A 15,918-nucleotide genomic window follows, 5' to 3' on the forward strand; every position below is an offset into this window, starting at 1 on the left:
TAAATTTGTATAAAATAAATATAAAAGTTTTTTTTGAAGACTTGAATAAAAAAGATTTTCAAGAAACTTGGGTTTATCAAAACAAAATATTTAATATTATAATTAATATTAAAATCTATAATAGATTTTTAAAAAAAAAAATAAAAATTGTACCTAATTATTTATTATTTGTAGAACACAACAATGTTTATACATTAGGTAAAATAGGATCATATAAAAATTTATTATTGAATAATCAAAATCTTATAATTTATAAAATTGATAGAGGAGGAGATATTACATATCATGGTCCTGGTCAATTAGTTTGTTATCCTATATTTGATATTATTAATTTTTATTTAGACATAAATAAATATTTACGTATTATTGAAGAAGTTATAATTAAACTTATATATAATTATTGTATTAAAGGATATAGAATATCTAATGAAACAGGGATATGGGTATATACTAGGAAAATATGTGCAATTGGTATTAAAGTAAGTAGATTTGTAACAATGCATGGTTTTGCTTTAAATGTAAATACAGATTTAAGTTATTTTAATAATATAATTCCATGTGGAATAAAAAATAAAAGTGTTACATCAATAAATGTAGAAAAAATAAATCATAAAATTGATATGTATGAAGTAAAATTCATTTTAAAAAAAAAAATAAATTTTTTATTTCAAATTAAATTGATTTAATATTTATCTATATCTAATTTCTAATTAAGAATATTTTATAAATATGAATAATATAAAAGTATATGATCATAAAAATGTAGAAAATAAAATATATCAATATTGGATTGATCAAAATTATTTTTCATCTTATCCAGATAAGAGAAAACCATATACTATAATAATGCCTCCACCTAATATTACAGGTATATTACATATGGGACATATTCTTAATAACACAATACAAGATATTTTAATACGTTATGCTAGAATGAAAGGATATAATGCATGTTGGATTCCAGGAACAGATCATGCTTCTATTGCTACTGAAGCAAAAATAGTTTCTTACTTAAAGAAAAAATGTCTTTCTAAAGAAAAAATAGGTAGACAAGAATTTTTAAAAATAGCATTTAAATGGAAAAATAAATATGAAAAAGTTATTATTAACCAAATAAAAAAAATAGGATGTTCTTGTGATTGGAATAGGAAGAAATTTACGATGGATAGTATTATGAATGAATCTGTAACAAAAATTTTTGTTAAACTATATAAAGAAGGAAAAATATATAGAGATTATAGTATTGTTAATTGGGATCCATATGCTAAAACTACAGTGTCAAATGAAGAAATAATTTATAAGAAATCTAATGGTAAATTATTTTATATTCAATATAAAATTGAAGGAGAAAATCACTTTTTAACAGTAGCTACGACAAGGCCAGAAACTATACTAGCAGATACTGCAATCTGCATAAATCCAAAAGATAAAAGATATTTTAATTTAAAAAATAAAAGAGTTATTATTCCTTTATGTTCAAGATCAATTCCTATCATTGAAGATGATTACGTTGATATGAATTTTGGCACAGGATGTTTAAAAATCACTCCGGCTCATGATAAAAATGATAAATTAATTGCAGATAGGCATAATTTATCAGTTATTAATATTTTTGATGATAGAGCTATAATAAATAAAAATGGATTAATTTTTTCTGGTAAAGAAAGATTTAAAGCTAGAAAAGAAATTATTGAATTTCTTAAAAAGAAAAAAAGATTAGTAAAAATTGATAATTATATATATAATATAGGTATTTCTGAACGTACAAAATCTATTATTGAACCAAAATTATCTATACAATGGTTTGTAAATATGAAGGATTTGATTATTCCCACTATAAATTTTATAAATAATAAAAAAATTAATTTTTATCCAAAAAAGATAAAAAAAAAATTTAATCATTGGCTTTATAATATTCATGATTGGAATATATCACGTCAACTTTGGTGGGGTCATAGGCTACCTGTTTATTATTATAATAATGAAGATTTTGTAGTTTCTGAAACAATTGAAGGAGCTTTAAAAAAAGCACGTATAAAAAGTAATAATAATTTTTTATCTTATAAAGATCTTAGACAAGAAAATGATGTTTTAGATACTTGGTTTTCATCATGGTTATGGCCGATCTCTGTATTTGATGGAATTAGGTTTCCTAATAATAATGAAATAAAATATTATTATCCTACTCAAAATTTAGTTACTGCACCTGATATATTATTTTTTTGGGTAACTCGTATGATAATGTCAGGATATTATCTAATGGGGACTCCACCTTTTAAAAAAATATATTTTACTGGAGTTGTTAAAGATAAAAAAAATATAAAAATGTCTAAATCTTTAGGTAATTCCCCTAATCCTATTGATTTGATAGATAAATATGGAGCTGATGCTGTTCGTGTTGGGATTTTATTAAGTGCTAATGCAGGAAATGATTTAATATTTGATGAAAATATTTGTTTAAAAGGACGTAATTTAGCTAATAAAATTTGGAATGCATTTCTATTAATTAATACTTTCAAATCAGTAAATTTTTTAAAAACAAATATTTATGCTGAATTAGCTATCAAATGGTTTGATAATCAAATTAATAAATTTTTCTATAAAATAGAATTTTATATAAAAAAATATAGATTTTCTGAATCATTTATGATGATATATAAATTATTTTTGCATGATTTTTGTTCATTATATTTAGAATTGATAAAATCAAATTCAAAAATTTTAAATAAAAAAATAATAAATAAAACTATTTTTTTTTTTAAAAAAATAATAAAATTATTTCATCCTTATATGCCTTTTATAACAGAAAAAATTTGGCAAAATTTTAAATCAAAAAAAAATGAAAATGATTTAATTATTACAAATTTGCCAAAAAAATATTTATTTAATAATAAATTAATAAAAAAATTTAAAAAATCTATTACTTTTATAAGTATAATACGTAATTTACGTATTAATAATAATATTTCTAATAATCAAAAAATCAAGTTATTAATTTTATCCGAAAATAAAAAAAAATTATTTTATTCTTTAATTTTAAAATTAGGAAATATAAGTTCTTTACATGTTTTTAAAAAAAAACCTAAAAAAAAATATTATTCTTTAATATTCGAAACGAAAGAATATTTTATACCAAAATTATTAAATTCTAATAATTTAGAACAAAAAAAAATTTTTATAAAAAAAATGTTTTTAAAAAAAATTAAAAATAAAATTAATAATAAAAAATTTTTAGAACATGCTTCATTAGATATAGTTAAAAAAGAAAAAAAAAAAGAATTAGATTGTATTAAAAATCTTTTTCTTCTTAAAAAAAATAGAAATGAAAATGGATAAACAATCAAAATTTATAATTAAAACTGTTTTTAAAAAAATAATATTTTTTTTAATTATTTTTTTTTTTTTATTTTTTAAAAATTATAAAAAATCCTAAAAACATTACACATACTACACAAGAGAAATTCTTTGAATTATTATCAAAGAATAAAATAAACAAATTTCTTGTAATTAATAAGACTAAAGTTAGTTTTACATTAAATGATAAAAATTCTAATTTTAAATCACATTTATCACGTTATGAATTTGAAATAGGTGATTTACAATTATTTAAAACAAAAATTTCTTTTTATAAAGAATTATATGAAATAAATACTAATTTTGAATTCAAAAATTATAAAATATATACTGTTTTAAATTTTTTTTACGATTACGTTTTTTTTTTAATGATAATAATAATTTGTTGTATTTTTCTTTTTAGAAAAATTGCCTCAAGATCATCAGTATTTAATATTGTAAAATCAAAAGCAAAATTATATTATTATAATAATATAACATTTAAAGATGTTGCAGGATTAGAAGGACCTAAAGAAGAAATAAAAGAAATAGTAGATTTTTTAAAATCTCCTAATAAATATACTAAATTGGGGGGTAAAATACCTAAAGGAGCATTATTAATAGGCCCACCTGGAACAGGAAAAACATTATTAGCAAAAGCTGTTGCTGGGGAAGCCCAAGTTCCATTTTTTTACCTTTCTGGATCTGATTTTGTGGAAATGTTTGTAGGTGTAGGGGCTTCTAGAGTTAGAGATTTATTTTATATTGCAAAATTAAAATCTCCCTCTATAATTTTTATAGATGAAATAGATGCAATAGGACGTGCCCGTGTAAAAAATAAGATACCTGTAGGAAATGATGAAAGAGAAAATACTCTTAATAAACTGCTTACAGAAATGGATGGATTTAGTACTAAAACTAATGTTATTGTTTTAGCTGCTACTAATAGGTATGATATTTTAGATGATGCATTATTACGGTCAGGTCGTTTTGATAGAACTATATTTATAGATCTACCTTCATTAAAGGAAAGAAAGGATATAATGAAAGTTCATTTAAAGAAAATAAAATTTTCTAAATCTATTGATTTAGATTTGATATCTAGACAAATACCAGGTTTTAGTGGAGCTGATATATCAAATATTTGTAATGAAGCAGCTCTTCTTGCTGCAAGAAGAAATAAAGTTAAAGTAGAAACTAAAGATTTGATAGATACGATCTATCGTAGAATAGGTGGAATTGAAAAAAAAAATATTTTAATAAAAAAAAATGAAAAAAAACGTATTGCTTATCATGAAACTGGTCATGCTATAATTAGTTGGATGATTGAATATGCTCATTCTGTATTTAAAATAACAATAACACCAAGAGGTAAATCATTAGGGGCAGCATGGTATATTCCAGAGGAAAGACAAATAACTACAGAAGATCAAATGAAAGATGAAATTTGTACTCTTCTTGGTGGAAGAGCTGCTGAATATCTTATATTTAATAATAAATCCACAGGAGCATTAAATGATCTTGAAAGAATTACTAAACAAGCACAATCTATGGTAAAATTTTTTGGGCTTAGTTCTTTAGGGAATATTTCTTATTTTGATTCAACAGGAAGAAATGATTTTTATTTAGAAAAAGCATATAGTGAAAAAACATCAGAAATTATAGATAAAGAAATAAATAAAATTATAAAAGAACAATATAAAAGAGCATTAGAAATTTTAAAAAAAAACTATGATAAATTAATTTTTTTAGCGGAAAAATTATTTAAAAAAGAAGTTCTTTTTAAAGAAGATTTTGCCTCTATTAAAAAAAATATAAAATTAAATAATTTTATTAAATGAAATTTATAACCTCTAGTAATGATCTTTTAAAAGAATTAAAAGCTCTTTTTAATGTTATTAATAATAAATTACCGATTTTAGAAACTTTTTATTTAAAAATAAAAAAAAAAAATATATTAAATATAACAGTCTCTGATTTAGAAATCACTATGACTACTAAATTAAGAATTAATTCAATTAATTATGGTAGTGCAGCAATACCTTATAAAATCTTAATAGATATTTTAAAAAATATTCCTGAACAACCTTTAACTTTTATTAAAGAAATTGATAATAAATTAAAAATTATATACCAAAACGGTGAATACAATATATCTATATATTCTTCAGAAGAATATCCAAAATATTCTATATTAGAAAATACAAATTCTATATTAATTTCTGAAAACAAATTATTAAATATTATAAATAATACTTTATTTGCAGTAGGAAATGATGAGATTCGTCCAGTTATCAATGGAGTTTTATTTGAAATAAATTCAAAAATGTCAAATTTTGTATCAACAAATACTAATATATTAGTAAAATATACTAGAAAAGATATATTATCTAATAATAATATAAAATTTATTATTTCAAAAAAAACATTAAATATATTAAAAAATAATTTGGAAAATTCAGATGAATATGTATATATATCATATAATAAACTGAATACATCTTTTTTATTTAAAAAAAAAAAAATTATATGTACTCTTATAAATGGTATTTATCCAAATTATTTATCTATAATTAATAATTTTTATAATAAAATTTTAATTATAAATAGGAATTATTTTATTAATTCTATTAAACGTGTTACATATTTTTCAAATATAATAACTCAAATAATTTTAAATCTATCTAAAAACCAATCTAAAATTTCATCATGGGATATAAATTATAATAATAAAGCATTTGAATATTTATTTTGTTCTTATGAAGGAGATCCTATAAAAATAGGATTTAATTCAAAATTTTTAATTGATATATTATCAAATATTAATTGTGATGATATCAAATTTGAAATATTAGACAATAAATCTTCTTGTAAATTGACACCCATTATTAATTTATCTAATATAGAAGAAATCTTGATTTTAATAATGCCTATTAAATATTAATAATAATGAAAATATCTTACAATTGGTTAAAAAAATATATTTATACTTCAGTAGATATTAAACTTATCTGTAATCTATTAACGGATATTGGTTTTAATGTTGAAAAGTTAAAAAAAATTTCTTTTTCAGAAAAAAAAAAGGAAAAATTCATTATTTGTAAAATAATAAAATCTCAGAGGATAGTGAAATATTTTTTTATTTTAAAAAAAAAAAAATATAAAAAAATTTATAATATTATTTATAATTTTTTTTTTAAAAAAAAATACTCTTCTTTAAAAGAAGATTATTTAATAGAATTAAATATTCCACCTAATAAAGGAGATGTAATGAGTCATTATGGTATAGCTAGAGATTTAAATATTGCTTTAAAATATAGAGGATTTCTATCTAAAATTAGAGATTTACCACCTGTTTCTCTTTTTAAGAAAGATTTTGATTTTCAAAATCTTAAAATAAAACATAATAAAAAATGTATAAGATATACATATACTACTATATGTAATATTAATGTTTATGATTCACCTAAATGGTTAAAACAATATTTAAATATTATAGGTTGTAACACAAGAAATAACATATTAGATATAGAAAATTTTATTATGTATGAATTAGGTCAACCTATCAAAATATTTGATTTAGATAAAATCATAGATTTGTTTTTAAAAATAAAATTTTCAAAAAAAAAACTTAAATTTAAATTAAATGATAATAAAGATATTTTTTTAAATGAAAAAGATTTAGTTTTATTTAACTATCAAAATCCTATATGTATAGCAGGTATATTAGTTAATCAAGATTTTGTAGTTAATAAACAAACTAAAAATCTTTTTATTGAAAGTGCATATTATGCATCAGAATCTATATATAGAACTGCAAAAAAATATCATTTAAAAAATGATTCATCTATAAGATTTGAAAGAGGAATAGATCCTAATCTTATTATATATGCGTTAAAACGTGCTGCATTATTAATTAAAGAAATATCTGGGGGAAAAATAACTTCAAATGTTATAGATATTTATCCAAATAAAATAAATAATATAGAAATCTTTTTACGTTATAAAAGACTATATAATATAGTTGGATTTAATATAAATAAAAAAAAAATTAAAGAAATATTATTTCTTTTAGAAATTTCTATATTATTTGAAAATTTCAATGGATTAAAAATTAAAGTTCCGTTATATCGAAAAGATATAACTAGGGAAATTGATGTTATTGAAGAAATCTTAAGAATATATGGATATAATAATTTTTGTTTTAAACATGAAATTTTTTTAAAACAAATTAATTTAAATAAAAATCTAAAAATAGAAAATATGATTTCCAATCAATTAAATTCACATGGTTTTTATGAAACGTTAAATATTTCTTTAAATAAAAAGAAATATATAAATTATTTTAATAATAATTTATATAAAAAAATCAATATATTAAATTCTTATAATAAAGATTTATCTATTTTAAGGTTCAGTCTTTTATTTGGTATACTTGAAAATATTTCCTATAATTTAAATAGAAATCTAAATAATTTAAAATTATTCGAATGGGGTAAAAAATATTTTTTTTATAAAAAAAATATTATAGAAAACAAAACTCTTGGAATAATTATTTCATATGAAATAAAAAAAAATTATAATATATTTTTTTATTTTAAAGGAATTTTAGAACAATTAATAATAAGATGTGGAATAAAATTTTTTAATCAAAAAATATATAAAGATTCTATTTTAGAAAATGGTGTATCATTTTCTTATAAGAATTATATTTTTTGTATTATTGGATATGTTAAAAACAAAATTTTAATAGAATTTGAAATTTTAAATAAAATATTATATGCAGATATAAATTGGGATCTAATTAATATTCTTTTTAAGAAGAATGATAAAACAATCTATAAAAAAATAGATCCTCTTTATAGAAGAGATATATCTTTACTTATTGAGAATAATATTTCTTTTGAAGAAATTAAAAAAATTTCTTTTTCAGAAAAAAAAATAATAAAAATCTGTTTATTAGATGAATATAAATCACAAAATTTACCTTTTGGTAAAAAATCTTATACTATAAGTTTTTTCTTTAAAGATAAAAACAATAATTTAACTGATGCTCTCATTGAGAATACTATTAATAGTTTAAAACTAAAATTTATAAAAAAACTAAAAGCGAAAATAAGATAATTTGTTTTAAAAATTATTTTGTATATAACTTTACAAAAAGTAATAAAATTATGAAAATTTTAAATAAACCATATTATGGTATATATTTTGGTAAAAATTATTATAAATTATTAAAAAATTATTTTTTAAATAAAAATTTTTTTTCAAAAAAAATAATTTTATTAGATATAAATACAAAAAAATATTGTTTACATTATTTTTTATCTAAAACAAATTTATTTAATAAATATTATATTATAAATCTATTCTCAGGAGAAGAGGAAAAAAATATTTATACTTGTAAAAAAATATGGAAAAAATTAATAAAACTAAATGCAGATAGAAATAGTATTGTTATAAATTTAGGAGGAGGAGTAATTACAGATATGGGAGGATTTGCTTGTTCAGTTTTTAAAAGAGGTTTAAATTTTATTAATATTCCTACTACTCTTCTTAGTATGATAGATGCTTCTATAGGTGGAAAAACAGCTATTAATTTTTTTTCATTAAAAAATGAAATTGGATTATTTAACTATTCTAAAATAATTTTAATAGATAAAAATTATTTAAAAACCTTATCGGAAGATGAAATAAAATCAGGATTATCAGAAATCATAAAATATGGATTAATATATGATATTAATTTATGGAATTTATTAAAAATTAGAGTTTTTAGCAAATTTTTATATGATAAATTATTATATGATAAATTATTATATGAGAAATTATTATATGAGATTATATATAAATCTATAAATATAAAAAATAATATAATAGAAAAAGATTATAAAGAAAAAGGATTAAGAAAAATTTTAAATTTTGGTCATACTATTGGACATGCAATAGAAAGTTATTTTATTTATAATTTAAATAAAAGATTATCCCATGGACATAGTATAGCTATAGGAATGATATGTGAATCTTGGATTTCATATAAAATGAAAATTATAAAAAAAACTGAATTTGAAGAAATATATAACGTATTATCAATTTTATATAAAAAAATTAAAATATATAATTCAGATATATATAAAATCTTATATTTTATGAAACATGATAAAAAAAATCAAAATAAAAAAATGAAATTTTCTTTAATAAAAGAAATAGGATATTGTTTATATAATATTGAAGTAGATTATGAATTAATAAAAGAAAGTATTAAAAATCATTTTATCTATGATAGAAAATGAAAAAATGATTTCAATCAATATTGAAAATGAAATGAAATCTTCATATATAGATTATTCTATGTCTGTTATTGTTTCAAGAGCTTTACCTGATGTTAGAGATGGATTAAAACCTGTACATAGACGTGTTTTATATGGTATGTATGAACAAGGAGCGAATAGATATTATAAAAAATCTGCTCGTATTGTAGGTATAGTTTTAGGTAAATATCATCCTCATGGAGATAGTTCAGTATATGATGCTATAGTACGTATGGCACAAAGTTGGTCTTTACGTTATCTTTTAATAGATGGTCAAGGTAATTTTGGATCTATAGATAATGATCCTCCTGCTGCTATGAGATATACTGAAATTAAGCTTAAAAAAATATCTGAAGATATGTTAATGGATCTTGAAAAAGAAACAGTAGATATGAAACTTAATTTCGATGATTCTTGTAAAGAACCTATAGTTCTTCCAACATGTATACCTAACTTATTAATTAATGGATCTTCAGGTATAGCTGTTGGAATGGCAACTAATATGCCTCCTCATAATATTGTTGAATCTATAGAAGCAATTTGTTCTTATATAGATAATAAAAATCTTACTATAGAAGAACTTATGAAGTATATAAAAGCTCCTGATTTTCCTACAGGTGGAATAATATATGGATATGAAGGTGTAAAAGAAGCTTTTTTAACAGGACGAGGAAAAATTTTATTGAGATCTAAAGTTCATTTTGAAAAAATAAAATTTCGTACTTGTATTATTATTGATGAAATTCCTTATCAAATTAAGAAAGCAGAATTTATAAATAAAACATTAGAATTAGTTAAAGAAGGAAGATTAGAAGGACTTTCTAGTATTAGAGATGAATCTGATAGAAATGGTATGAGAATTGTTTTTTTTCTTAAAAAGAATGTTAATAAACAATTATTATTAAATAATCTTTATAAAGAGACTTATTTAGAAACTTCATTTAGTGTTAATAATATTGCATTAGTTAATGGTAAACCAACTAAACTTAATTTAAAATATTTAATAAAACATTTTGTAAATCATAGACATAATGTCATTATTCGAAGAACAAAATATGATTTAAATAAAGCTAAATATAGAGCTCATATAATAGAAGGTTTTTTTATAGTTTTAGAACACTTAGAAAGTGTAATTGAATTAATAAAATCTTCTAAAGATAGAGAAGATGCAAAAATAAAATTATTAAATAAATATAAATTATCAGAAATACAAGTTCAATCAATTTTAGAATTAAAATTCAATTCTCTTACTAAATTGGAAAGTGAAAAAATAAAAGAAGAGTTTATAAAACTAAATAAAAAAATTTCTTCTTATAAAAGAATATTATATGATAAATTTTTACAAAAAAAAATAATAAAAAAAGAATTAAAAATAATTAAAGAAAAATATGGAGATTCAAGACGAACAGAAATAGATTATTTAGGATTGGAAACTTCTTTAGAAGAACCTAATAAACAAGTTGTACTTACAACATCAGTTGCTGGATATATGAAAAGAACTGATTTAAATGAATATAAAATTCAAAAGATAGGAGTAATTGTAAATATGGGAACTTATAAACGTGAAAAAGATTTTTTAGAACATATTCTAGTTGCAAATACTCATCAATATATGCTTTTTTTTACTGAAAAAGGGAAATGTTTTTGGTTAAGAGTATTTGAAATTCCAGAAGTATATAAAAGCTCAAAAGGGAGAGCTATACAAAATCTTATTAAGATAGATAAAAAAGATAAAATCTGTTCTTCAATATTAATTAAAGATTTTTTTAATAAAAATTACATAAATAATAATTATGTAATAATGATTACAAAATCTGGTATAATAAAAAAAACAACACTTGAACAATATTCAAAACCCAACAAAAATGGAATTAATGCAATTAAAATTAAAAAAGGAGATGCTCTTATTGAGGCTAAACTAACTAATGGAAAAAGTGAAATATTAATTGCAGTCAAAAGTGGAAAAGCGATAAGATTTTCTGAATCCACAGTACGTACAATTACAAGGATAGGGGTTTTATCAAAGTTAAATTATCAAGTTATAGGAATGATTTGTATTAATGATCCTAAAAAAGAATATATATTAGTAATTTCTGAAAACGGGTTTGTAAAAATATCAAATTTATCACATTATCGTAAAACTGACCAAGGTATTAAAACTATTAATATTACTTCCAAAACTGGATGTTTAGTTGCTATTAAAAATGTTGTTAATAAAGATGATATAATGATAATTAATCAATCTGGTTTAACTCTTCGTATTCCCGTATCAGAAATAATAGTAAGAGCAACTAAAGGAATCAAATTAATAAACTTAAAATCTAAAATAGCATCTGTAGCAAAAGTAGACTATGATAGTATTTTAAATAATGCGAAAGGGATTTAAAGAGATTATACCTACAGCAAAAGAAGGTAATCTATTTAATTGATAGAAAAAATATATTAGAATGATTTTGTGGATCAGGAAATCTAAGTTATGAATTTGCGGGAGCTAAATCTATTTTATGTGTAGATTTTAATCAAAAATATTCATGTAATGAAATATGATGTTTTTTCTTTTTTAAGAAAAAAGACAATTATATCATATGATTTAATTTATCCTCCAATAACATCCGACAATATAATTTTTTTATAAAAATGATATTAAAAAGGATAAAAAAAAAAGTAAATCTTTTAGAACTATAAAATATGGGTTTTTTTCTAGTTTAGAATTAATTAATTATATTAAATGAATATAATTTTCAATAAAAAAAATATGTCTGTAGAAGAGAAAAATGAATCTCTTATATTAAAAGATATAATTCATATAAATAAAAATGTTAAATTATCAGATTTTGATTGGAGTTCTTATGAACTTGGTTTAAGTAAAGAAGAACAAGAAGAGAGAAAACAAATTGAAAAGTTGTATTCTGATACTATTTCAAGTATACATGAATTTTATATATATAATGGTAAAATTATTAAAATAATTGATAGAAATGTTGTAATAGATTTTGGATTTAAAGCTGAAGGAGTAATATCATTAAATGAATTTCGTGATGAAAAAAAACTACCTAAAGTAAATGATATAATTGAAGTAATTGTCGAGAAACTTGATTATAAAGGACGATGTATTATATCTTATAATAAAGCAAAAAAATTAAAATCCTGGGAAATAATACAAGAAAAATTTATTAAAAATGAAATAATAATATTTTTTGTTGCAGCTCGTACAAAAGGAGGCTTAATAGTAGTTTTATTTGGAATTGAATGTTTTTTACCAGGATCACAAATCTATATAAAACCTGTAAAAGATTTTGATTTTTATGTAGGTAAAACAATGGAAGGAAAAATAGTAAAAATAAATAATAAAAAAAAAAATGTTGTTGTTTCACATAAAATTTTAATAGAAAAATATATTGAAAAAAAAAAACAAAAATTAATTTCTAAATTAGAAAAAGGTCAAGTTTTAAGAGGTATAGTAAAAAATATAACCCATTACGGAAGTTTTATAGATATAGGTGGTGGAATAGATGGATTATGTCACATTACAGATATAAGTTGGGAAAGAATAGAGCATCCTTCAGAAAAATTAGAAATTGGTCAAACCATTAATTTTGTTATTTTATCAATTGATAAAATAAAAAATAGAGTTCAATTAGGTTTAAAACAGTTACAGTCTAATCCTTGGAATTCTTTAGAAGAAGAAATAAAAAAAGGTAAAGTAGTTATAGGTACAGTAACTGTTGTAACAGATTATGGAGCTTTTGTTGAAATTTTTCCAGGTGTAGAAGGATTAGTACATGTCTCTGAAATGTCTTGGTCTAAAAAATTAAGATCTTCATTTGTAAAAATTGGAGATAAAATTAAAGTTTTAATATTAAATTACGATATTTCAGATCAAAAAATGTCTTTAAGTCTGAAAAGACTTACACCTAATCCATTTGAAAATATAGAAAAAAAATATAAAATAGGCTCAATTCATATTGTAACTGTTAAAAGCTTTACTAATTTTGGGGTTCGTTTAGAATCAAAATCAGAATCAAAATCAGAATCAAAATCAGAATTAGAATCAGAATTAGAAGAATTAGAATATTTATTATACAATGATGAGATTTCATGGATTAAAAATCTAAATCATTCTATAAATATATATAAAAAAGGAGATTTAGTTAAACTAATTGTGTTAGGTTTAGACCTAGGTAAAATTACTTTAGGTAGTAAACAACTAATAAAAACTTTTTGGTATGAAAATATTATAGGTAGTATCCATACTGGAAAAATTATAAAATTTTTTTATAAAGGAGCTATAATTAAATTTAAAAATATAAAAATTTTTGCGCCTATTTTTTGTTTAAAACATGGTGTAAAACTTAAAAAAAATACTAAATTTAAAATTATATATTTTAATTTTAAAATTAAAACATTTTATGTTTCTCATACAGAAAATTTTATAAAAAAATATAAATTAAAAGTAGAAGAAAAAAAAAACCTTATGTTTCCTATCTAAGAAAGTTCTTACAAATTCTTTGGTGGATTACAAGTTGCTACTAAACTTAGATTTTATCAAATTGTTTTGATAGATAAAAATAATTATCATACATTTCTTTTGTATCAAGTAGCTACTGATTCAATAGCAAAATCTATAAGATTTCTTATAAGAAAAAATTTTTTGTTTCGTTTAGCTAAAGTATATTCAAATATTGGAGAAGCTCTAAATTTAATTTAAGATACGGTATCTTACATAGTATTGAATATGCTTTAGAAAAAGGCAGCAAAAGGTATTTAAATATATAGCAAATAATAGAAGTAGATAAATATCATAAAGTGCAAGGAATTGATTTGCAATAGTAGGGCAGTTATAAAAGAAGATAATAAATGATGAGCTCTACCTGCTATTCAACAAGGAATTAATTTAGCTTTTAATAGATTGTTTTTACAAATTGAAAAATAAAGGTTATATGGCAATTATAGGTAGTTGTGATTTATCTTATTTTATCTCTGGATGATTATTCATTTAATGAAAATTAAAGTATTTAGAAATCATGGATAATCAAAGTATACGTCCATATATTAATTATAATAACATTTTAACTCAATATCATTAATAGAAATTCTTTATTATTTTTTGTTTTATTTAAACGAAATATTATATATTCAATAGCCTCTACAGTAGTCATCTCAGAAAGACGTTTTCTGAGAAAACAAATTGTTTTTAATGTGTTATCATTTAATAATAATTCCTCTTTTCTTGTGCTAGAAGCAACTAAGTCTATAGCTGGATATATTCTTTTATTCGCAATTTTTCTATCTAATTGTAGTTCCATATTACCTGTACCTTTAAATTCTTCAAATATTACTTCATCCATTTTTGATCCAGTTTCTATAATTGCTGTAGCAATTATAGAAAGAGACCCACCATATTCAATATTTCTAGCAGCCCCAAAAAATCTTTTAGGTTTATGTAATGCATTTGAATCAACTCCTCCTGATAAAACTTTTCCAGATGTAGGAGAAACAGTATTATATGCTCTAGCTAAACGTGTTATAGAATCTAGTAAAATAACTACATCATGCCCACATTCAACCATTCTTTTTGCTTTTTGTAAAACAATATTAGCAACTTTTACATGTTTTTCTGCTGGTTCATCAAAAGTTGAAGATACTACTTCCCCATTTACGTTTCTTTGCATATCTGTAACTTCTTCTGGTCTTTCATCTATTAAAAGAATTATTAAATATACTTCTGGATGATTATAAGATATTGTATTTGCTATTTCTTTTAATAAAGTTGTTTTTCCAGTTTTAGGAGGTGCTACTATAATTCCTCTTTGTCCTTTTCCTATAGGAGAAAATAAATCTACAATTCTTGTAGAAAGAGTTACTTTTTTTTCTGAAATTTTGAATTTTTCATTAGGAAATAATGGAGTTAAATGTTCAAAAGACTTTCTAAAAATTATAGAAGAAGGAAAACGTCCATTTATTTGGAATATTTTTATTAAAGTAAAATATTTTTCTCCGTTTTTAGGAGTACGAATTTCTCCTCTTATAGTATCACCAGTTTTCATTCCAAAAAGTCTTATTTGAGATTGTGATACGTAAACATCATCATCTGATGATAAATAATTATAATAATAAAATCTTAAGAATCCATAATGTTCAGGCATTATTTCTAATACTCCTTCACTAATTACTAGTCCTTCAAATTTATATTCACTTATATTTTTATATCTTAGGTTATTCATTTCAAACATAAAATAATTTATTAAATATTTTTGTTTGTATTTAAAAAGAT

At 20.7% G+C, this 15,918-nt stretch carries 7 protein-coding genes and 3 pseudogenes; 9 read left to right on the top strand and 1 reads right to left on the bottom strand.

The window, feature by feature from the left end; translation table 11 throughout:
* Nucleotides 1-5: 5 nt before the first annotated feature.
* The 9 genes and pseudogenes from lipB to CA211_RS01200 form a co-directional block, all read left to right on the top strand.
* The gene (gene lipB / locus CA211_RS00005; RefSeq protein ID WP_094248640.1) at nt 6-686 is read left to right on the top strand and encodes a lipoyl(octanoyl) transferase LipB; all 681 of its coding nucleotides are present in this window, start codon (nt 6-8) and stop codon (nt 684-686) included.
* Between the two features lie 43 nt (nt 687-729).
* The gene (locus CA211_RS00010; RefSeq protein ID WP_094248466.1) at nt 730-3,336 is read left to right on the top strand and encodes a valine--tRNA ligase; all 2,607 of its coding nucleotides are present in this window, start codon (nt 730-732) and stop codon (nt 3,334-3,336) included.
* Nucleotides 3,329-5,174, top strand: a pseudogene (gene ftsH, locus CA211_RS00015) (ATP-dependent zinc metalloprotease FtsH). Before CA211_RS00010 ends, ftsH begins: the two are co-directional and overlap by 8 nt.
* Nucleotides 5,171-6,277 (top strand): DNA polymerase III subunit beta, encoded by a 1,107-nt coding sequence (gene dnaN, locus CA211_RS00020; RefSeq protein WP_094248467.1) that lies wholly within the window; start codon nt 5,171-5,173, stop codon nt 6,275-6,277. The pseudogene ftsH and the gene dnaN overlap by 4 nt, the downstream one beginning before the upstream one ends.
* 5 nt (nt 6,278-6,282) lie before the next feature.
* Nucleotides 6,283-8,457, top strand: coding sequence for a phenylalanine--tRNA ligase subunit beta (pheT, locus tag CA211_RS00025; protein WP_094248468.1), 2,175 nt, complete (start codon nt 6,283-6,285; stop codon nt 8,455-8,457).
* Nucleotides 8,458-8,507: 50 nt separating this feature from the next.
* Nucleotides 8,508-9,626 carry a 3-dehydroquinate synthase gene (aroB, locus tag CA211_RS00030; RefSeq protein WP_094248469.1) on the top strand — a complete coding sequence of 373 codons (1,119 nt, stop codon included), beginning with the start codon at nt 8,508-8,510 and terminating at the stop codon, nt 9,624-9,626.
* Nucleotides 9,613-12,030, top strand: a complete 2,418-nt coding sequence (gyrA, locus tag CA211_RS00035; protein ID WP_094248470.1) for a DNA gyrase subunit A — start codon at nt 9,613-9,615, stop codon at nt 12,028-12,030. The genes aroB and gyrA overlap by 14 nt, the downstream gene beginning before the upstream one ends.
* Nucleotides 12,031-12,372: 342 nt before the next feature.
* Nucleotides 12,373-14,133: a S1 RNA-binding domain-containing protein gene (locus CA211_RS00040; RefSeq protein WP_237985484.1), complete on the top strand. Its 1,761-nt coding sequence runs from the start codon at nt 12,373-12,375 to the stop codon at nt 14,131-14,133.
* A gap of 18 nt (nt 14,134-14,151) precedes the next feature.
* Nucleotides 14,152-14,334: pseudogene (locus tag CA211_RS01200) on the top strand (NAD(P)/FAD-dependent oxidoreductase); the annotation flags it as partial.
* A 379-nt stretch (nt 14,335-14,713) separates the two neighbouring features.
* On the opposite strand, the pseudogene rho reads toward CA211_RS01200, so the two are convergent.
* Nucleotides 14,714-15,841 (bottom strand): annotated as a pseudogene (gene rho / locus CA211_RS00045) (transcription termination factor Rho); the annotation flags it as partial.
* Nucleotides 15,842-15,918 lie beyond the last annotated feature (77 nt).

This window comes from Candidatus Karelsulcia muelleri, from assembly GCF_002243425.1.
Classification (GTDB): domain Bacteria; phylum Bacteroidota; class Bacteroidia; order Flavobacteriales; family Blattabacteriaceae; genus Karelsulcia; species Karelsulcia muelleri_E.